Genomic DNA, 22,980 nt, shown 5'->3' on the forward strand with positions numbered 1-22,980 from the left:
TAATTGCAAAAATATTTCTAAAAAAATATTTATCAAAAAAGGATTCCAAATGCTAAAATTTACTTACCAGAAAAAAATAAATATACAGCAGGAAAGAAATTTAGACAAAGAAAGGAGGTCTATATGAAAGCAAGATTAAGCCTATTAACAAGAAAGGTCTTTGCCTTAATTATTGCCACGTCCATGTCCATTCCGACAAACGTATTTGCAAGCGAGCCAGGACCAGAAACCTACGAAGAGGACTCATCAATAATGGGCCTTGCACAAAATGAGACCACAGAGGAAATCAAACCGGCAGAAATAGATTTATCCAAGCAAGTAGAAACGAGCTCTTACCTAATAGATATCAGGGCCACTCTCGATGAATCCCTAACAAAGATTGACTATACAATAAGGCTAAAGAGGAAAAATCCTCTGGCTGAGGGAGAAGACAAGGACTTTAGCCTATCCCTAGTAGCAATGCCAAATATCAATTCCCTAAGATTAGTTTCTGCAAGCGTCATAGATGCAGATGAAGAGCGTGATCTTGCAGCTGATACATCTGATAATGACCTTAATAGCCTAATACTAAAAAATAAGGCCCACGATGAAATAATCTACAATATAAACGCAGACATCAGAAAAGCCAAAGACGGCAGAACTTATGACCTAGCTCTAGGCCTAGCAGAAGATACAGAAGAAGTCATCGCCTACAAGCTAAAGGCCAAGGAAGAAGAAGACCTAGAAAGCGGTATAGCAATCAATACCATAAAATTGGTAGAAAATGATGCTAGAAACTTAGAGGCTACATATAGACAAGGTGGAATCCTAGGAGGAATCCTTGCCAAAAATGACTATCTAGATTGGACAGACTTTATAGCCAATGACACAGACGATGTCAAAGAGATAGACTACGACCTAAAACCTGATGCAAATCAAATCACAGACGAAACAAAAATCAGACTAGACTATTATAAGCCAAGCCCAAATGGTTTTGTAATCAATAAGGAATTTAGCCAAGAAATAGATTTTGCAGGAAAAATCAAATTCGAAATTCCAAGAGCTTATCTTGCTAAGCTAAGTCTAACAACAAAAGTAGACAAGAAAAATACAAATGTCAAAGCCTACAAGCTAAACAATAGGGAAATCAAAAACCCTATATATATAGAAGGAAGCGAAGAAGAAAAGAAAGAGGGCGAAGAAGACCCAGCGCCGGAGGCCCAAAAAGGAGACCAGCCACAAGAAGAAAGTCCAGAAGACAAGCAAGCTGACCAGGCCACAGAAGAAAATAAGGCAAATCCAGAAGAAAAGCCTCAAGAAGAGGGTCAGGCAAATCCAGAAAACAAAGCTCCAGAAGAAACTGAGCCAAAACCAGAGGAAAAGGCTCCAGAAAAGGAAGTAAAGCCTGAAGAAAAATCTCCTGAAGCAAAAAAAGAAGAAAATAAAGAAGACCCTAAGAAGGAAGAACCTGAAGAAAAGATATCAGGCCTAGCCCTAAATAGGGACAGCCTAGAAGCTAAGCTAAAAGAAGAATCTAGGCTTACAGAAGAAATCAAAACTAGCATAGATGAAATCACAGCCAGGCTTGATGCCTACGACAAGGACCAAATCACTTGGGAAGACCTTCTAAACTATACCAAGGCCCTATCTCAAAGAGATAAGCTAACTGAAGCTGACCTTAGAGAAATCATAGGAGATCTAATAGCTGGCCTAAATAAGGAGACCTACAAGTCAGCCAATATAAACATAGATGAAATAATCAAATTTGTTTATTCAGCAGAAACCGAGACTCCTGAAAATGAAAATAAAGAAAAGGAAGCTAGCGATTTAGAAAAGGCCGACAAGGAATTAAAAGAAGCCCTAGCCGATAAGTCAAAGGGCATAGAAGAAATCCAAGCCCTCCTATCTTCTTTTGAAGAAAAATATAATTTAACAAGAGAAGACCAAGAAAAGCTAATGACAGCTAATAACGACGCCATTAACGCTCTTGTAGAAAAGGATAGAAAAGAAAACTTTAGGCCACTAAACCTAATAGCTTCTCATTCATGGGATGATAAACAGTTTAACCTCAAGACAGAGATGAATGTGAAGGCAAGCTCAGCTTGGCCAATCCCATCTGGTTGGTACTTTGATGTTAACCTAGGTCCATACCTAAAAGCACACATAGGTCAACCTCTAAACGATCTTTACCATCCTAAACTTGGACTAGTGGCAACTGCCCAAATGTTAAGAGTAGGCAATGATAATGTTATCAGATACACCTATATAAGAAGGGTTACAGAACCAATAAAGTTAGACATAGATCAAAACCTAGCCTTTGATAAAGATGCAATTGGTTACCAAAACCCAATCACCCTTAATATCAAAGTAGCACCAAAAAATAACCCAGTCCAAAATCTATATCCAATAACTGTATATAAAGACACAGACAGCCCAGTTCAAAGTTCATACATTGTAGAAGATGAAGGCGAGACCCAATCAGGAACCTACCCTTACCAGCTAAATTGGAAGACAACCTCTCAAAAGCTTAGGGATAAAAATAATAATGAGATAAAATCTATGATAGATCCAAAGTTGGATGGAGCTTATGTGGATTGGGACATCGAAGTAGATACAAAAGATTTAATAAATTCAAAAGAAACTCTCGACTTTGATAAGCTCCACCTTACAGTCTTTGGTTCAGCTAACCAAGGTATCAAGGAATTCTCCTTCAAAGCTTCAACAAGTCCTATAAGCGTTGATGATACAAGTAATTTTAAATCATCATCAAGGTTGGGAGAAATCCTAACCCAAGATTCTGATATTAAAAAATCAGAACTTGGAGATAAACTATACATCAAAGTTAGAGGAAAAATTGACCCAGACCAAGTCCACGAAACCTACTCAATTGGTTTTAGGATAAACCCTGATAAGAACTATATAGATAATTTATTACAAGAATACAAGGATAAATTCGACAAAATTCCTAGCCCAATCAAATGGCTAAAAGGTGTAAAAGAGGCAAAAAGATTTGCAGAAGTACCATTCAACTTAGTAGAAACAATGATACCTGCAACCTTTAACGGCCTAAGAGATAAGTTTACCAATGAGAGATTCTACTATGACAACACCAGAACCATAGTAGCAGATAGAAAGTCAGATAAGAGAGCTGACTGGTACGCCCTAGACCTTATTAGACGTGGTGAAAACCAAGACCCAGCCCTAGACTATCCTACATTTGACCTAAACAATGGTATAAAAAATCAAAAAATAAAAGCAGACAAGATCTACTTCGTACCTAGAAAAGATGGCGGCTATAGAAGGACCTCCCAAGCAGGTGATGTTGTCCTATCAAATGGCCAATATTATCCAGGCACCCTAGTATCCTACGAATACGAAAATGAAAAGGGTCAAAGAAATGACGCCTACAACTTTAGGGCAGACCTAAAAGATAAGAAGAAATTCAACATAGACGAGGTCTATGATACAGAAGGTGGAATGGTAAATCTTTTCACCCAAAAAGTATCTGACCAGGCCATAGCTAATGGCTACCTAGCATACACCGAAGATCCTTATCCAATCATGCGTATAGATAAGAACTTCGATATGGTATCATGTTTCAACGACCGTATTAAAGCCCCAGTGTACACTGGAAGCAATAGCGTCATCTTAGATAAGCACGAAGATGTTCCTGGCGACTTCTTAATATCTAGACTAAACGAATCAATTGACAAAAAATCTGGAGACTACGAATTAAAAAAATATTTAAATGGTGCCAAATACGATGGAGTCTTCCTAAACCACGGCGGCATGTCTGAAGGCCAAGCTATGGAAGAATTAATAAAAAAGATTTACTTCTATGGTGAGGAAGTTAAAAAAGATTACTCAAAAAAACATGGTGGTAAAGAGATGCACAGGCTCATCGAATCATCTATGTACCAAAGGGTAATCCACCACTTCACAGATGGTAAATCTCTAGAACAAGATTACTTCCAAGCCCCATCATCCTACAACGTCGATGAATGGAAGGTAGACCACACCCTTCAAGGTACTCGTCAAGCCTACCCAAAAACAGGTTGGGATGATTCCTTTGATGGTAAAGATATTAGTAGAAAAATTAACAACGAGCCAGGTGCTCCAAGAAAATTAAAAGACAACGAAACCAGAATCGCAAACTACCCACCAGTCCAATCTACCCAACACGACATGGCAGTAGAACTTTATAATAAGGTCATAGCTTCTTATAGAGAAGGCAATGATTGGAATCCGGACAAGGCAGATTCTGTAAAATTAGTATTCTACTCCCACACCGACGAAGGCAAATACCAAGAGCTAATCGCAGGTCGTGTAATGGCTCCAATCGAGATTGATAAATATAAGCAAGATGGCACCAAGCTAAAAGATGCCAAATTCAGATTTACCAATATCGACACAGGTGAGAATAAAACATGGACATCAACAGATGATGAAAATACTCACAAGCTTTATCTAAGACCAGGTAAATACAAGGTCCAAGAAATTAAAACCCCAGATGGTTATCAAACAATCGAAGACTTTGACATCGAAGTTATAAGGGAAGAAATCAACAAAGATGATGGTCCATATAGGGCTAAGAAACTAGACTATATTCATGTCAATGACGGCTTTAAAACTAAAGTGGCACTTGGAGATAATATTCCAGAAACAGTTGACCACCAAAAATTAGTCGAGCTTGATGGAAATAATATAAAAGTCAAGATTAAAAATATCGATGACAACCTCGGTAGCCTAGAATTTACCAAGAAAAACAAATTCATCAGGCTAAGAGGAGCAGAATTTAGACTAAGAAAGCTAAAAGATACTAGCTTAGATAAAGCTAAGAAGGATATCAATTCTCTAACAGATGAGGACTTTGATAGCAATAAATACGACCAAACATCTGCTGGAGATGGCGGAGACTTCAAATTTGAACAAATCCCAGTAGGCTACTTTGTCCTAGAAGAAACTAAAGTCCCAACCGGCTACCAAAAAGCTCCACTCTACCTCCTACAAGGAGTAAAGGGTAAAGATGATAAAAATAAGGACACTGTTATAGTTAGCTTTGTTGGCAATAAAGACCAAATAGAAACTGAAAATAACAAAACTATAATCAGAAACAAGCCAAAAGAAACAGAGATTGAATTTAGAAAAATCAGAGAGCCTCTAAATGCTGGCGAAACAGAAAAGATTGGTCTAACAGATGCTAGATTTAGACTAGAATCCCTCTGGACCAAAGACGGATCCACCTACCTAAAGGATGTTACATCAGATGCTCTAAAAGATGGTACTACAGAAGATCGTGCATCAAACACATCATCTGACAAGGGCTACTTCCTCTTTAAAAACCTAATTGTAGGTGATTACAAGCTAACAGAAATCCAAGCTCCTTATGGATATCAAGTAACAGATGCCTATTGGAGAGTAGAAGTGCGTGAAGATAAAGAAGGCAAGCTAAGCACTAAAGTCATCAAAATAACAAAAGATGGCGACAAGGAAAAGGAAGAAGTCTTTAATCCAAAAACCGAATCTATCTATGAAATCGAAAATAAAGCTAGAAAGATAAGTATAGACTTTAAGAAATATCTAGGCGAGCTCGAAAAAGATTCAGAAGGTAATGTCATCAAAGATAAAGACAGCAAACCTATAGTTAAAAAAGACGAAGTTAAGCGAAAGCTTAAAGGTGAAAACGACGAGCCTGTAAGTTTTGATCTCTATAGCTCAGACTTCTACGGAGCAATAATTGGAGATAAGGATGAGCATGGAAATATCAAGCCAATCAAAACTGGTATTATCCAAGATGATCAAGGCCTCTTCCACCTAAACGACCTAGAATTTGGTAAATACTACATCCTAAGAGAAACCAACCCTCCAGCTGGCTACGAAAAAGCCAACGACATCCTCCTAAAGGTAGAGGCAGAAGCTGTAGCCAACGTCGGCCAGATGAAGGTAATAGTAAGAGATCCTAACGCCAACACAGAATTTGGTGAACATGCTATCTTTAAGGGAGTCATCGACTTCAAAAAAGGCGAGCAACTAGGATCATTCACAATCAAAAAGACAGGTAATGCCATCTCTTATATAGATAAAAATGGTAAGCTTGTAACAATAGGCAAAGAAAATCCTAAGATTGTCGGTCTAAGACGTGCCTACTTCAGGCTCTATACAGCAAATAAAAAATTTGAAATAGAGAAGAACCCAGCAGGCTACGCTAAAGAATACATCCAAAAGGTAACCCCAGGTGTGCCAATCATTCTTTACCTAACCAAAGAAGATGCCGAAAAACTAAAAGTAAATGATCCTAACGCTTACGCTGCTATGGGCATAGCAGGATCTAAAAAATTCCAAGTAGGCGAAAACGAATATAAAGAATTTGCTATAGATGGCAAAGGTAATAGGATAAGAATCGGCGAAGACCCAAATTCTCTTCCAGCCAATCAAGGTATAGTAACCTTCGATAACTTAAAACCAGGCTACTATGTCTTAGAAGAATTCAGGGGCCCAGCAGGTTACGAAAGAACAACCCAAAAATGGTATGTAAAAGTAGAAGATAACGGAAGAACAATTAGGTCAGAAAATATAGATGACCCAGCCTTCTCCGGCCAAGGCCTCCAAGCCAGAAGCATAATACAAGACCCATCAATGAGCCCAAGATTCAGAATGGCAGGTCTTGATATATCAGAACCACTACAATTTAATAGACTAATGCAACCAGCATCTAATCGAAATGTGAGAAAAGAAAAATCAAGTCTTGATATAAGTGATAATTATATCAATGATAGAGTTTCTGCAGGTGAATCAGATGTTGAAATAGGAAACACCTATACAAATGAAATTATGGGTAAAAATTCTGGTACGTCACAGATAGAAGTAACAACATATGTTGAGAAACTTCCTAATGATGAATTTAAAGTTACAGTAAAAACCAAACTTCTCCAAGGTTCTGGAGTTTCAGGATTTTATGAATTTAGTTTTAATAATGATTTTGATTTCGTAAGAAATTCAACTCATTCCGATAGGGTTCCAACAGAGCCAGCACCATATAATGGAAGATGGCATAATAGTTATAATGAATCTAAAAATGCTATTGATATTGATTATGGCCAACCAAGATTAAAAAAGAATCAAACCGCTATAATTGAGTTTAATGTTACACCAAAAGATAAATCAAAACTTAAATCAGGACAAGCTTATAGCCTATTTAATGAAATTACCTACAAACCTAATAATGGTTTCAACACATTGGTCTACAAATTAAGAGCTCCTACAGTAACTTATAAGCAAATTCAAAATATAGCCTACAAGGAAGAAACTGTACTAATACAAGAAATCCCAATACCTACTACACCAATAAGAAGAGAGAATTCTTCGATGTATCAAGGTGAGGAAAAAACTGTATTTAACGGCTCGAAAGGAAAAATTGAAGAACGTAGAAAATACAAATATATAGACGATGTTAAGCAAGAAAATGACTATCAAGTAATAGAAAGAATTACAACAGATGCGCAAGCTCCTATTATAGAATACGGTACGAAAACTAAACCTGTAGATCCAGAAGAACCGGGCGGTGGCGAAGAACCAGGCGGTGGAGAAGAACCAAGCCAAGGAGACAAAAACCTAGAGGTTAATTTCACCTATTCTGGCTCAAAAGATGGAAATGTTGCTGGCCCAGATAATGAATCACCAGGTAAGCTTGAACTCTTTGAAGAAAGTAATGAAAAAGCCTTAGAAGAAATAGAAGCTGTAAACCAAGGTACTCTATCATTTAATACCAAGCTTGACTCAAAGAAATCTTATAGACTTGTTTATACAAGAAAAGATAATCTTGCCAAGGCTTGGGCACTTCCTAACCAATCTATCTACAAGATCAGTAGCGAATTGATGCAGAAGGCTCAAGATACCATCAAGCTAACCATAGCCAATGGTAACACCATGGATATCTTCAACGTAGATGAAACAGGCTTCAGGATCCCTCTAAGAATCACTAAGGTCAATGAGAACAAGGGTGTTCTTACAGGTGCCCAATTTAGAGCTGTAAAGATCTTAAAGGGAGATAAAATCCCAGTAGGTGATAATAAGGAAGACTACCCAGTCTATGGTAAAGAGCCATTCGACGGTGTATCAGAAGCGACCGGTCTTCCAGGAGATAACTACTTCAGAGAACTATCACCAGGTCTTTATGAGCTTTCAGAAATCAAAACACCTAATGGAACATACAGACTTCCAAAAGATGAAAATGGTAAAGACAAGAAGTGGTATTTCAAGGTAGAAATAGGCAAAGATGAAGCTGGAAACTACAAAAAACCTTCTGATTACGACTACATGGTAATCAACTTCAAATTCGATATAACATTACCAGGAAATATTAATGATGAAAGTTGGGCTATACCAGATGGAGACAGAAAAGATTATCTAAATAAAGAGATTAGAGGTATAGATTTTGGTACAGTAGATGGCAAACGAGTCTTTGACCATTTCACAGAAATTATCAAGGATGACCACAGGTCAGACCCAGCTAGGCCAGATGCTCCTTATAAGGGCATCGACGATGTCAGAGTCACAAACTACCTCAAGACAACAGAGCTAAACTTTAGCAAAAAAGACTTAGCTTCCTATGAAAATATAGAAGGCGCAGAATTTACACTAAAGAAAGCTGACCTTGATAAAAATGGCAATATACAATTTGACCTAAAAGGAAATCCTAAATATATTGATCTCAATGAGAAACAAAAAGATAAAACTGGCAAAGAAACAGACGCATTTGTTCATGTTCAACCAAAACCATATGACGCAGAAGTAAATGGTGCTAAGAATACTTCATCTAAATCAGCAGGAGTTAGCTTCACAAACATTGAACAAGGCACCTACATCCTACAGGAAATCAAGCCAGCCAAAGGCTACAAGCTAGAAGACAACTTCGTAGCCATAAAGTTCACCACAGATGAAAATGGTGCTTGGAAGCAAGAAATCACAGCCTATCAAAAAGATGGTAATGGATATAAAAAGCTAGAAAATGCTGGCTCACTTTTCCAAAAAGATGCCAACGATAACTTAGACATTGTCTTCAACAACAAGTCCTACATCGGCCTCAAATTCCAAAAAATCGAAGGAAAGAAGAAGGATGGCGAAGAAGTCAAAGTAGAATCTGCTGACTTCAAGCTAACCCAAGTTGATGAAAATGGCAAGAAGATTGAGGGTGGTTATGAAAAGACAATCTATTCATACGACAACTCTGTGTTTGAATTTAAATACCTACCAGTGGGCCACTACAAGCTCCAAGAAACCAGGGCTATAAGCAAATTTGAAAAACCAGACCCATGGTTCTTTGAGGTAAAACAAGATGATGAGACTCACAAGCTTAAGATAGTATTCAAAAACCACGATGCATCAGTAAGCTACACACCTATTGATCAAAGTGAAGATGGTAAAAATTCACCTGTTTTAGAATTAGATGAGGAAACTAAACTTGAACGACCAAAAGACCTCAAGATTAGAAACTACTCCAAGACCAACTTCTCTTTCCAGAAACTTAAAAATGAGATTGATAAAAAAACTAAGGAAAAACTTCCGTTAAAAGACGCTTACTTTAGACTTACAAAAGTAAGATTCTCAATGGATGAGAAATCCAAATCCTACGAATACCACAATGAGAAAGATGGTGCAGGACTTAAAAAATATGTTCATGGCAAGAAGGTCACAGAATATGACCCTAAAGGTAATGTAGAAAAATTCACTTACGATAATAAAGAATATAAGTATGATAAAAATAAGAATCTGATAAGTGTAGGTGGACAAAGGCCAACAGAAGAAGACAAAAAAGTCAAACCAGATGCCATATCAAATGCCACAGGTAAGTACAGTGCCCTACGTCGTTCCCAATCATCAGGTAAGGTAGACTTCCAAAACTTAGGTGAAGGTATTTACCAACTAGAAGAAGTAGGAATCCCAGAAGGCTACCAATCTGACACTAAACAATTTAAGTGGATATTTAAAGTTGAAAAGACAGATGATGGTCTACAAATAAGGCGTACCTACAAAGACAAACAAGGTAATGACCTTAATATCGAAGAGGAATACTTCAAAAAGTACGATGAAGACTACTACAATAAAGTCTATATAAAGAATAAATTTAAGGAAAACTCAAATATCGAAGGAGATGGTAAGACCAATCCTTACAAGATAACCAACACTAAGACCACCACAGAACTTAAGTGGAAGAAGATAGGATCTAAAGAAAATACAACTCCTATAAATAAAGACACCAAGTTCGTCATGCTCAAGACTACAGATAATCCAGCCGATATTGATTCAAAAGATCAAGAAAAAGTTAAGGCTGCTATATCTGGCCAATCAGAATACCCACCTTACCAAATAGAAAGTACGGATGGTACATTTATAGTTACAGACCTAGCCAAGGGTGTCTACAATCTGTTAGAAACCAAGGCCCCAGATGGCTATGAGAAGATTAATAGAAAGATAGCTATCAAGATCTATGAAGATAAAGAGGGGTTGAAGAAACAATTCTATGAAATAACTGAGGATGGTAAATTAGTAAAAAATATTGGAAGTTTTGAGGCTATATTAAATAATAGCGTTAAAGTTACCACAGATAAAGATGGATACTTCCACATAATCAACAAGCAAAAACCATACTTCTTCTACCTATCCAAGGGCTTCATGAAGAATGTAAATGGCAAGGGTGAGTTTACCGATATCACCAAGGGCAAGCTAAGGATAAAAATCTACGCAGACCCTAAGGTTGATCCAAATATTGGAAAAAATACTGATACAAAAGTCTATGAACAAACTATAGACCTATCAGATGATAAATCTTATAGGATAAATGTAGACGGAGTAGAGCTAGGAAAGAACTACATCCTAGAAGAAGTTCAGTCACCAGATGGTTATACTGTAAGCAAAAACAAGTATAGACTTCAATTTGTTGAAGATAATGATAAAAAATTACTAATAAAATTAATGGCAGTCATCGGCCCAGATAATAAAGTTCTAAAGGGAACCAAGAATACAAAGTATAATAGGACTGAAACTGGAGATGAATTTAACCCTAACGAAGGATATGTAATACAAGGTCCAAGTACAACTGCAAATAATGGTCCTCTAAAGATCGTCAACAGCAAAACCGAAGTTGTCTTTACAAAATTCGGAGAAGATGAAAAGGCAGAAGGTGGCAAAAAACCATTAAAAGATGTCAAATTCTACCTCGAAAAACAAGACCCAGACGATATAGATAAGGAAAACAAGGGTTACTATCCATTGACAAAAGATAATGAGTTTATAAAATCTCAACCAAATAGGAATGGAGATGGATTAGACTACTATATAGAAAAATATGTTAATGGAGAAAAGAAAACGTACTTCTATTATGATAATAAAATCGTAACAATAAAAGACTTTGCAAAAATCTACACCTCAGGCGAAGACGGTAAATTCAAAATAACCGACCTCACCGACGGTTACTACAGAATCATAGAACCAGAAACTCCTGAATATGAGCCGGGCAAAAAATACATGCAAGTAAATGGTCCAATCAAAACCTTCAGAGTAGTAAATGGTAAGGTACTAATCTATACCAAAGTTGATAATAAGACTATAGAAAAAGAAGTAGATGGTACAAGTGAGGCAACCGTAACCCATATCATCAACCAAAAACCAGGCAAGGGTGAATTTACCCTAACCAAGGAAGATGAAAAGGGTGGTAAATTAGAAGGTGTTAAGTTTACACTCCACAAGACAGATGCAGATGAAACTATAGTTGGAGAACAAACAACAGGCTCTGATGGTACAATCAAATTCACCGGCCTACCTTACGGCTACTATTGGCTCAAGGAAACAAAAACCAAAGACGGTTACATCCTAGACACCAAGAAGAGACTAATAGCCCTAGGCGGAGACAAGGAATGGAAAGTACCAGAAAAACCAAAAGATGATGTCTCAAAAGCAATCAAATTTGAAGGCACCCAAGACCAGCTTGTATCAACAGAAGATTCAAAGAGAACTTCCGTTGTATATCCAAACAAGGCCGAGGGAATCTTTGCCAAATTCAAATTCAAGATTGACGAAAAAGCAGACATCAAGCCTGGAGATCATTTCACAATAAAATTCTCCGACAATGTAGACCTAGATGGTATCAACAAAGATTACTATGACAAGGGTCAAAAGGGTGACCAATACTTCAACATCATAGGCCCAGCAGGACTCCTTGCCAAGGCAAAAGTAAATGATGACAGAAGATCAATCACCTACACCTTTACAGAATATGTAAAAGACTACAAGCCAGAGTCCATGTCTATGTTCCTACAACTCTTCCCTAACAGGAGAAAAGTAGACCACAAGCAAGACATCACAGTCACAGCTGATATAGGAAATAATATTGATACAAATTCTAGCGATTATCATTATTCAGACTCTATAAATATAGACTACAGAGGAAGAAATGATAAGGTTGGATATAATGGTTACCAAAACCCAACATCAGATATTTCATCCTACATGCTAAGGCTAGACCCAGACCACAAGACCTTCACAGCTATAGTCTACTACAACCCTTGGAACAAATATTTGACTAACAAAAATATTACATTCACAGCTGATGAAGACATAATACAAAACTCCTTGTCAGTAAAAACTTACAGGAAATCTGGCTGGGGATCTCATAGTAATGGCTGGCAAGATGGTGACCTTCCAGACTCCTACGATGTGGACTTTAGGAAAAATCTAACTTATATAAGTGATTTCTATAGGTACGAGCCAAGAGGAAATGGTAATACAAGAAAGATATACATTCCTAACGATAACCTAACCCAAACTGGCTACAATACAAACACCTATGTAATAGAAATCAAGGGTCAACTTGCTGGAAAAGATGTAAAATCACTAAAAACTAGAGTAGATTATAAAGATCACAATGTCTATAGTTATAATCAATATTATAGAAGACACTATTACGAAAACACCTACACAGGCAACTTCGAAACCTGGTCACAATTCTTTAACCCAGGAGCAAGTGGAAATGTCAACAAGGAAATCAAACTTGTAAACTTCAAAAACAAAATTGAATTTGCAAAAGTAGACGGCGGTGTCCTTTCAAATGTAGTAGATAAGACAGAAGAAAATCCTCAAAACTTAAAAGATTTGGGCATAGGAGATCCTCTAAAGGGAGCTAAATTCCAGCTTATTAAGGATGGGGTAAATTACAGAGATCCAATAACATCAGATGACAATGGTATCTTCTCTTGGGAAGAACTACCAACTGGTAAATACCAAGTCATAGAAACAAAATTACCAGATAAGGAAAAATATGACTTGCCAAAAGATGCTATTTCAACCTTTGAAGTAGATAAGGATGGAAATATTGTAAACATCAAAGAGAATAAACAAATCCTAGAAAACTACAGAAAAGCAGAGATAAAGATAAGAAAAACTGACCAAGAAGGAAATCCTCTAAATGGTGCCAAATTCTTACTAACACCAGAAGAAGGACTAAAAGATCCATCTGATCCAAGTAAGCCATTCCCTGCCCTAACAAAACCAGATACAGATAATGAAACAGTAGCGACATTCTCTAATCTTGTCGCAGGAAAATACACCCTAACAGAAGAAAGAGCACCAAAAGGATACACTAAATCTGATAAAAAATGGGAATTAGAAGTCACAAAAGATGGTAAAGTCAAATGGACAAACTCCTTTGATGATACAAATGTTGAGATGAAGGCAGTAACAGTTAATTCTTATAGTGGAGATAATACAACTCCAACAAACCTCAACAGTGAGATTATAGGAATAGACGAAGCTAATAAAACCTTCAGACAAAAAATAACCATCAAGGCCAAACCAAGCGAACTTGAAAAAGCAAGGCTAATCCTAGACTCAGTAAACACTGACCTAAAATTAAGCCAAACAAACACCAAGGTAAGATTGGTACAAGCAAGTGGCGATACTATAAAAGAACCAGATAACAGCTCTTACACAGTCGAAATCAATAACGGCGAAACTCCAAAATTGACCCTAAGGATCACCCCTCCATACAGAGAGGAAAAGAAAAATAATCAAGTAGGATCAAGTCAGGGACAAAGCGGAGAACAAACTCAAAAAGATGCCGACAAAGAAAGAGAATATATTTTTATAGTAGACATGCCATACAAAGATGATGCGAGAATAGGAGCCAAGGCAACCTATGAAGTTGGAACAGTCGATACGACAACAGGCAAAGTCACATTTGATACAAATGATACCAAGACAGCCCTAGATAGATATGCAACAAAAGGAAACTACACCATTGGCACAACCAATGTAGTTATGACAACCTACAAAGACAAATATCTAGCCCGTGACATCAACCTAATCACAACTGATATAGCCAATATCGAAAACCTAACATTCAAGTTTAGAAAAGTGGATGCTAAAGTTGACTCAGATGGAATAAAACCATCCCTAGCAGGTGCGAAATTCAACCTACTATATAGCAGAGACAAAGATGGCGAAAAATCAATTCTAACACTATACGAAAAAGGTTCTGGAGAAAATATCGAAAGAATCTGGCTCGAACCAGAGGAGAAAGTTCCACAAGGATTTAGTAAAGTTAAAGATACATTTGAGTCTGCTGATAAAACTGGCTTGGTAGAATTCTTAGACCTATCCAAACCAGGCTACTATGCAGTCAAGGAGATACAAGCTCCAAAAGGCTTTGCAAAGCCACTTTCAGAAGACCAAATAGTAAAGACCTTTGAAATCAAAGACGGCAAACTATATCTGTTAGATGATGGTAAGTCTTACGAGCAGAAGGATGATGGTTTCTATTACTCAAAAGTAGAGAGTGCTGGAAATTACTTGCGTATTAAAAAAGAAAATATTAATAATGCCTTAGCTTATACTTGGACAATTAATTCAGGTAATCAAGAGTTGACCTATAAGGATGCTAAGATGTTATTTGCCGGAGATATTCCAGCTAATGCTAATCTTAAGATAAAAGTCTACGCAAATCAACAGGTTACTCCAAATGCTGCACCAAACTATACAGCTAGCCTAAATAACGGAGAACTTGATTTAACAACTTATCTGAATGTTGGATTAGTAAAACCTAAAGAAAATTCTGAAACAGATAAATCAGAAGAAACCAAGCCTAATCCTAAAGCAGAAACTAAGTCTACAAGCAAGATAGAAATCACCTACGAAGTAACACCACAAGTCACAGATGAAAAACCAGAAATTGAAATGAATTTCAAATCAAGTCTGATAGGCATCAAAGATAATTTCGTAGAAATAAACGACTGCTTCAAATTCTCAAAAGGTGATGGATACACTGAAATTGATTCAACCAATACAGAATATGAAGCTAGATACGTAGACGAAAAACTTGTACAAACAGATGACCAAGGTAATCTGCAAGTAGAAAACCGCAAGGTAGAACTGCCTGCAGCCTTCGGTACAAAAGCTTGGATAGGTTTCACAATCGGAGGACTAGCAGTAATGCTAGGCGGAGTATTTATCTTCTTTAAAAGGAAAGAAGCAATAAAGGGTTAAGGAAAATAAAGGAAGCTCTCGAGCTTCCCTCCAAACCCTTGCTTCGAGCAAAAGCAAGCCCGTCGGCTATGGGAGACCAAGCCCGTCGGCTCTATGAGAAAGTCTAAAGACACTCCACCCTTGCATCGACCACCGTGGAGATGCCTAACAGGGTAATTTGGAAGTTAACAAAAAACCAAGAGCGATAATCCGTAAAATTCAAACAGGGAAAAAGGAAGCTATCAAGCTTCCCACTCTACTTCCCATTTCGAACGCATGTGAGAAATCTCATAGCACAAGTGAGTATAGGGTTCTGTAACTACATCGGCATTAGCTAAATACACTCACCCTTGCATCGACCACTGTAGAGATGCCTAACAGGGTAGTAAGAAGTCAACCAAAAATTAAGGGCGACAATCCCCAAATATTCAAAAAATGGGATAATAACCTTAGCAAACACCCGCTCAAAGTAAATCAAATACCAAATCGGTACTAATAGATCTCTCGACTACGCTCGAGAAAAGGGAAGATGAAGAAAGCTCGAGAGCTTTCTACACTCCTTCCCATTTCGAGTCTTGTGAGACCAAGCCCGTCCGGCTTTGAGAGGACCTCTTGGTTCATTGCATAAAGGGTTCTGTAACTACATCGGCATTAGCTAAATACACCCCCACCATTGCAAAGTTTATCTCGAGCGAAGTCGAGAGAACCAAAGTGGAGAAGCCTATTAGAAATGCTAAGTAGTCAAACAAAAAACTAAGAGCGACAATCCGTAATATTCACAAAAGGAAAACAACGGAAGCTTACTAATAAGCTTCCAACCCTACTCCCTTGCTTCGAGCGATGTCGAGAAGCCTAACGGGGTAGTAAAAAGTAAAAAACAAACCAAGGGCAACAATCCGTAAATATTCAAAAATGGAAAGGCACGCCAGCCCGGCGCATAGAGGGCCTGTGCGGAGCACTCGCAGCTAAGCGAGAAAGCAAGCTTAAAAAGCTTCCCTTCCCACAACACCAATAATTATTAGGCCCAAAAGCCTATGATTATAAAGCCAAATCGCCGCATCTACTGGGCGATAAGGCAAAATTGCTCGAAAAGAGCAAGAAAAGATGTTACAATTTCCCAATCTATGGTATAATAGATATAAAGGGAGATGCTTTCAAAAAAGGATAACACCCAAAAGAAAGCAACCGGCAATACGCCACAAAAAATAGACAGCCCGTCCCTATTTATAGAAGGCTAAAAGGTACATAAACCCAAGCCCCTATAAGCAGCTGGCCCACCAGCACGAAAGGCAAGTCGCTGCCTTTCTGAAAAAGCAAGCCCGTCCGGCTCATGGAGGACCCTCCATGGAGTGGTCGAGCGAAGCGAGATTGTGACAATGTGCAACATTGTCATCCCGACAGAAAAGCCCAAAGGGCTTTGACGAGGGAACTCATAAATACGAGCCCCCTAAGTCGAAGATGACAAAGTACATATACCTCACACCCCAAGCGACACTGACAAAAAATAAAAAAGGAGAATGATATGAAAAGAAAAATTTTGTCATTATTAACAGCATTCGCAATGGTATTCGGAATAATAGCCGCACCATTCACAAGTGCAAGTGCAGCTGATGAAAAAGTTTCAAAAGCTGAAAATGCTGTAACAAACACAGTAACACTTCACAAACTTATGATGACCAAGGCTGAATTAAAAGCTTGGAAATCTGAAGAAATTGAAAAAAAAGGCTATGATGGAACTCAAGACCTAGCAGGATTAAAAGCTTTTCTTGAGACAAATCACTCAGCACATGAAGCTGACAATGTATTCTTTGCATGGCAAGTAAAAGGTAAAGAAAAAAATGGTAATGATAACCAGTATATCAAAGCAGTAATAGATAATGAAACTAAAAAACCAAAAGTTGTAGACGGAAAAATTAGTCCTGCTTTTGATACAAAAGGTGAATTAGAATTTACTACAAATCTAGACGAAGCTTTCGGTGGACTCACTGCTAATAAATCTGGTATTAAATTTGATACATCTAAACTAAAAGGTGAATTCAAAATCCAAGAAATCAAAGAAAAATCTACTTACCAAAATGAAGGTAAAACAATCGTAGATCAAAAAGCAGTACCAGTAGAAATCACTCTTCCACTTGTTAATAAAGATGGTACAGTTTTAGACGCTCACGTTTATCCAAAGAATACTGAAGATAAACCACAACTAGATAAAAACTTCCACAAAAAAGGTGGAATGACTCAAGCAGATGGTTTTAAAGCTGCTGATGAAGGTGCTGAAGCAACTGTTGGTGCAAAAATAGGAAATGAAACAAAAACAAAAGCAACTGCTAAATCTCAAGTAGGTAAAGTAGTTCCTTACGAAGTTAAGACAAAAATTGCAAGTGGTACATCTTATGAAAGATTAGTATGGAACGATACCATGGACAATGGTCTAACATACAACAAAGACCTTGCAACATCAAAGTATTACAACAATGAAAATATACTACAACAAGAACAAACAGGTGCTAATATTACTACAGGTATCTCTATATTCAAGCTAAATGCACAAGGAGAACACGATGGTAATGCTATAACACTAACAAAAGATAAAGACTATACAATTCTTGAAGATGACAGAGGATTTAGATTAAAATTCGAAGAAGCTGGTCTTAAGAAAATTTCAGATATAACTAAACCTGCAACTGGTGAAGCTGCAGACGTTGAAGTTCAACTTGTTTACACAGCAACAGTTAATGGTAGTGCGGAAGTTGACGTTACACAAACAAACGACGTAAAACTTGAATATGGTCACAAACCAGATAAAGATGTAGAACCAAAAGAAGGCAGCCCAAAAGAAGGCAAAATCCAAGTTGAGAAAAAATGGGGAGCTAATGGTGACCAACAAATTACAGACGCTGATAAAGATGTAGTAGTAGTATATACTCTACAAAAGAAAAATGGTCAAAACTGGGAAAATGTTGAATCTGTAACTAAGAAATTCGTTAAAAAAGGTGAAAAAATTGACCAAACTGCATTCAACCACGAATTTACAGGTCTTAAAGATACAGATACCTACAGAGTAGTAGAGAGAGTATCAGGATACACACCAGAAAACACTGTATTTGAAAATGGTAAAACAACTTACAAGAACGTTAAAGACAATGACAACCCACCACCACTAGAAACAACAGAACCAAAAATAGTTGTAGGTGGTAAGAAATTCGTAAAAACTGATGATCAAGATAAAAAAACAGCAAATAGACTTATGAGCGCTCAATTCGTTATTAAGAATGAAAAAGGTGACAAATACCTATTCTTAAAATCTGACGCAAATAAAGCAGCTGATCTTGATAAACTAAATACAGCTAAAAAAGCTTACGAAAAAGCTATTGATGATTATAACACAGAAATAGCAAAAGATGGAGCAAAAGAAGAATCTGTATCAATTACTGTAGGAGAAGAAAAAGTAACTGGAAAAACAGAAATCTTAAAGAAAGTTGCAGCATTAAGAGATGCTTATGAAAAAGCCTTCAAAAAACAAGGTGTACTATATGAATTCAAAGCATTACCAAGTGGTAAGACTGTAGAAAATGCTGAAAACATCGTAAGACTAACATCTGATAATGAAGGTCGTTTCGAAATACAAGGTCTTGAATATGGTAAATACCAATTAGAAGAAACCAGACAACCAAAAGGCTTTGCTAAACTATCTGACGTAGGATTTACAGTTGCAAAAGGAACCTATAAGGGTGCAGATACTGAAATGGAATACACACCTAAAGATGCTACAAATACTGGCTATGGTCAACAAGTAAAGAACAAGAAAGTAACAATCCCACAAACAGGTGGTATTGGTTCTCTAGTATTCATCGCAGCAGGTCTAGTAATCATGGGCGGTGCTTTCATAGCATACAGAAGAAGCCAAGCAACAGCTTAATTAATAATTAAGAAAAATAAAAATTAATGCGCTAGTACAGGCATTAAAAAACACAAAGCCAAAGGGGCCAAAAGCCCCTTTACTTTGTACCTACGCACTTTAGTAAAATACTAGTAAGATGTTTTAACGTATACGGCATATACAGTGTAAATATTTACATAGTAAATATACATATGATTAAGTAAAAAATCAGATTAGCGTGTAACCGGTTGATAATGAGAATTATTTACAGCAATTCTTTACCTATTTAATAAAATTATTATATATAAAAATGATGAGTGATTTATATATAACAGGAGTAATATATGACAAATAAATTAAGTTCTCTTGCTTTACCTATTTATGTTTTTTTAGATACGGAAGTATTCATACGAAAAAACTATGATTTTAAAAATGATAGTAGTATTAACATCATGATTAACCATTGCAGGAATAATAATGTTAAGCTATTAACCAGTGATATTGTTATTAATGAATTGAAATCAAATTTTAAGAAGGAAATAGAAGAGAAAATTAAAGAGATAAACAATAAGATAGAATATAAAAAGTTTACAAATTTAGAGATTTCTCCTTTTAGACCTGAAGATAAATTAGATGTTCAAATATATATTTTTAGAATGAATAGCCTTATTGATGGTTTTTTTTCAAAAGAGATATTTTACAAGTTAGATATTTCTGATATAAAAATTGATAATATTTTACATGACTATTTTTCTAATAAGACTCCGTTTATCAATAAGGATAAAAAAAGTGAATTTCCTGATGCGTTTAATTTATCAATGATTAGAAATAATGAGTTTTTAAAAAATAACATAAAAGGTAAAAATAAAAAAATTGTTATTATTACTAATGATAGTGATTTTGAAGGTGCAGATGATTATATACTTTATAAAAGTATTGAAGATTTTTTAGAAGAATTATCAGAAAAATTTGAAATAAATAATAACATTAATAGTTACGTAAGTAATAATATAAACTATTTTATAAGCTTTTTGCATAATAAATTTTTAGAGTCACACGATTTTATCCAAAATAAATTAAGCGTTAATGGAGTAAAATATTACATAAATGGTGTTAATATGAATATTACAAATATACATGATTTGTTAATCAAGAATATTAATATTGGAAATATAAGTGAAATTAATATTTTAGGAACAGATACTACTAAAAATTCTGAAATTATAAATATAAAATCAGATGCAATTTTAGATATAAGTTATATGTTTGAGGTTAGTTATGGTACAAATGTAGAAGTTTATATAGCTACAGAGAAGCATAGATTACCATTTAGTGCAAATGTTGGAATTCCTTGTGATTATAAAGAATATGATATTTATGATCCTGATAAACGCAGCAAATTAGATGATTTTTTAAATAAAGATGTTAGAATTAATACTAATTTTATATTAGGAGAGGGAACTTTAATATCAAAAAATCTTAATTTAGTAAATAGCAATCCTATAAATACAAATTATATATGCCCATCATGTGGTGTTGAGTTGACTCCATTAAATGATTGTGGCGGTGTATGCACAAATTGTTATAGTGGATATAATGATCATTTTTGATTTTAATAACTAGAATTTTATATTAGAGCCTTACTTTAACGAACTATAATATTACATTAAATTTATATACATAGCAAATATTAAGGATAAAATGGCAAGGTTTTCATATTGTTGTGATTTATATTTAGGAGTGTGGTATTTGTTGATAATGATAGTTGATATTATTTATAAAAATGATAAGTAGATGAACATTAATATTGATTTATGGAGAATGGTAAAGTGAGTAAAACAGATGATTTGAAAGAAAAAATTAGTAAAAAAGTTGAAATTCTTGAGAGTGTCTCTAAAATTTTATCCCTAGTTGGTTCGGCGTTTGTATCAATTTTAGGATTCTTACACTATGCTGATATTATTAAGGCATCGGATTTTTATGGTATACCAGTTGATTATTTCATAGATAATGCGCCGTTGTATTCATTATTTAGCAAGATAGTAATTTTAATATTACCACTTATATTTTTTCTATTGCCAGCAATATATAAGCAATTTTTTAAAAATCTAAGCTACACAGATAATGAATTGAAGATGCTTTCATTTTCATTCTGTATGCTATTATTAATATTGTTCCTAGATTGGATAATAAAGGGTATATTTTTTGTTTTCCCTAGTACTACAATTCGTTTTAAGATTAATGCTGCAGTCATTTTCTATTTTGTATTGGTCTGTATTTTGAGTTATTTACATTATGAGTATTATCTCAGTAAAATATTTGAAGTAAAGAAAAATGAGAGAGATGTATTATGGTCACAACCAAAGGTTTATTATATTTTGTTAATATTTTCAATAATAATACTTCTAAGGTCTATGAATATATCGAATACTTACAATTCACATAAGAAATATAATGCCGAGGATAAAAAGATTTACCAACTGATTATAACAAATAAGATCGATAAAGATAATAAGAATTACAAAGAGATAGATAAAATTGTTGAACAATATTCTGAGATTATTGCAACAGGTGATTCAGATTTTACATATTATGAAGAAATTTCTTTATTAGAAAAACTGAGAAGTATAAATAATGAATTCAAGAACAAATTGGAAGGTAATTATGAAGATGCATCTTCTGATGATAAATTAGATGTTGATGTAATTATTATTAGAAATGATAAAGATGCTGTTACTATAAAGGGATATATAGATGATAATAAACTTCATATATTAAAAGGTCAATATCGCATGGATGATATATCTAATAAGGAGATAATTAATATAGAAACTGGTATAGCAGAGATTGATATTATTGATCTTAGTGATTTGGTAGAAAAATATAAAAATAATAATTAGTATTTAAAGAGTACAATAATAAAAAAGCCAATTAATTGCCTCTGGGCAGGTCAGAGCTTCACCGATATTATTATTGACATAACTTTATCTATAATTTCTTCCTTTCTTTATGATATTTTTGTAAAAAATAAGAATTTAGGAAGTAAAAAAATGTTGATCCTAACAACATTTGCAGTACTCGTATTAGGTGAAGAATAGATAGCAATGGTAATATAGAGTCCTTCAAATACTATAGGCTGCGGCCGTGATTATATAGGGGAGTGTAGACACCTTTTTTAATTGATTATTTTATTTTGGAGATATAAAATGAAATAAATTTTTACTATCCTAATAAAGATTTAATATCGTTACTAAGAGAGTACTTCAATATTGAAATTTATATAGTGTAGAAGTATACTAACAGTAACCATGAGACTGTAAAACTAATGCATGGTTTCGACCAAGAAAAAGACGAGCATGCCCGCCCGTCTTTTTTAATGCTAATTATCATCAAAATCAAGCTTCGCTTGACCATTCCATGGAGGGTCTTCCTGAAGCCAGACAGGCTTGTCTTATCTAGCCATTTGCAGATTAAGTGACCACTCCTCAATGAGCCGGAGGGGCTTGTTTTCCGCTATGATAGTTATTATGAGACTATAAAACTCTCGCATGACTTCACCTCCTCGTATATTGGAGATGTAGTAAAAACACTACATTTTATTCTCAATCCCA

4 protein-coding genes are annotated in these 22,980 nt (G+C 35.5%); all 4 read left to right on the forward strand.

All coding sequences use genetic code 11. The features are described from left to right. The first annotated feature begins 123 nt into the window (after positions 1–123). The 4 genes from RRB46_RS09105 (at position 124) to RRB46_RS09120 (ending at position 22,269) form a co-directional block, all read left to right on the forward strand. On the forward strand, positions 124–15,513 hold the full coding sequence (locus RRB46_RS09105) for a SpaA isopeptide-forming pilin-related protein (RefSeq protein ID WP_311538282.1): 15,390 nt from the start codon (positions 124–126) through the stop codon (positions 15,511–15,513). Between the two features lie 1,501 nt (positions 15,514–17,014). Next, positions 17,015–19,408 (forward strand): pilin N-terminal domain-containing protein, encoded by a 2,394-nt coding sequence (locus RRB46_RS09110; RefSeq protein ID WP_311538283.1) that lies wholly within the window; start codon positions 17,015–17,017, stop codon positions 19,406–19,408. A gap of 305 nt (positions 19,409–19,713) precedes the next feature. Beyond that, positions 19,714–20,979: a PIN domain-containing protein gene (locus RRB46_RS09115; RefSeq protein ID WP_311538284.1), complete on the forward strand. Its 1,266-nt coding sequence runs from the start codon at positions 19,714–19,716 to the stop codon at positions 20,977–20,979. A gap of 219 nt (positions 20,980–21,198) precedes the next feature. Beyond that, the gene (locus tag RRB46_RS09120; RefSeq protein WP_311538285.1) at positions 21,199–22,269 is read left to right on the forward strand and encodes a hypothetical protein; all 1,071 of its coding nucleotides are present in this window, start codon (positions 21,199–21,201) and stop codon (positions 22,267–22,269) included. Positions 22,270–22,980: the final 711 nt, after the last annotated feature.

Origin of the sequence: uncultured Anaerococcus sp. (genome assembly GCF_963512375.1) — a bacterium.
Classification (GTDB): Bacteria; Bacillota; Clostridia; order Tissierellales; family Peptoniphilaceae; genus Anaerococcus.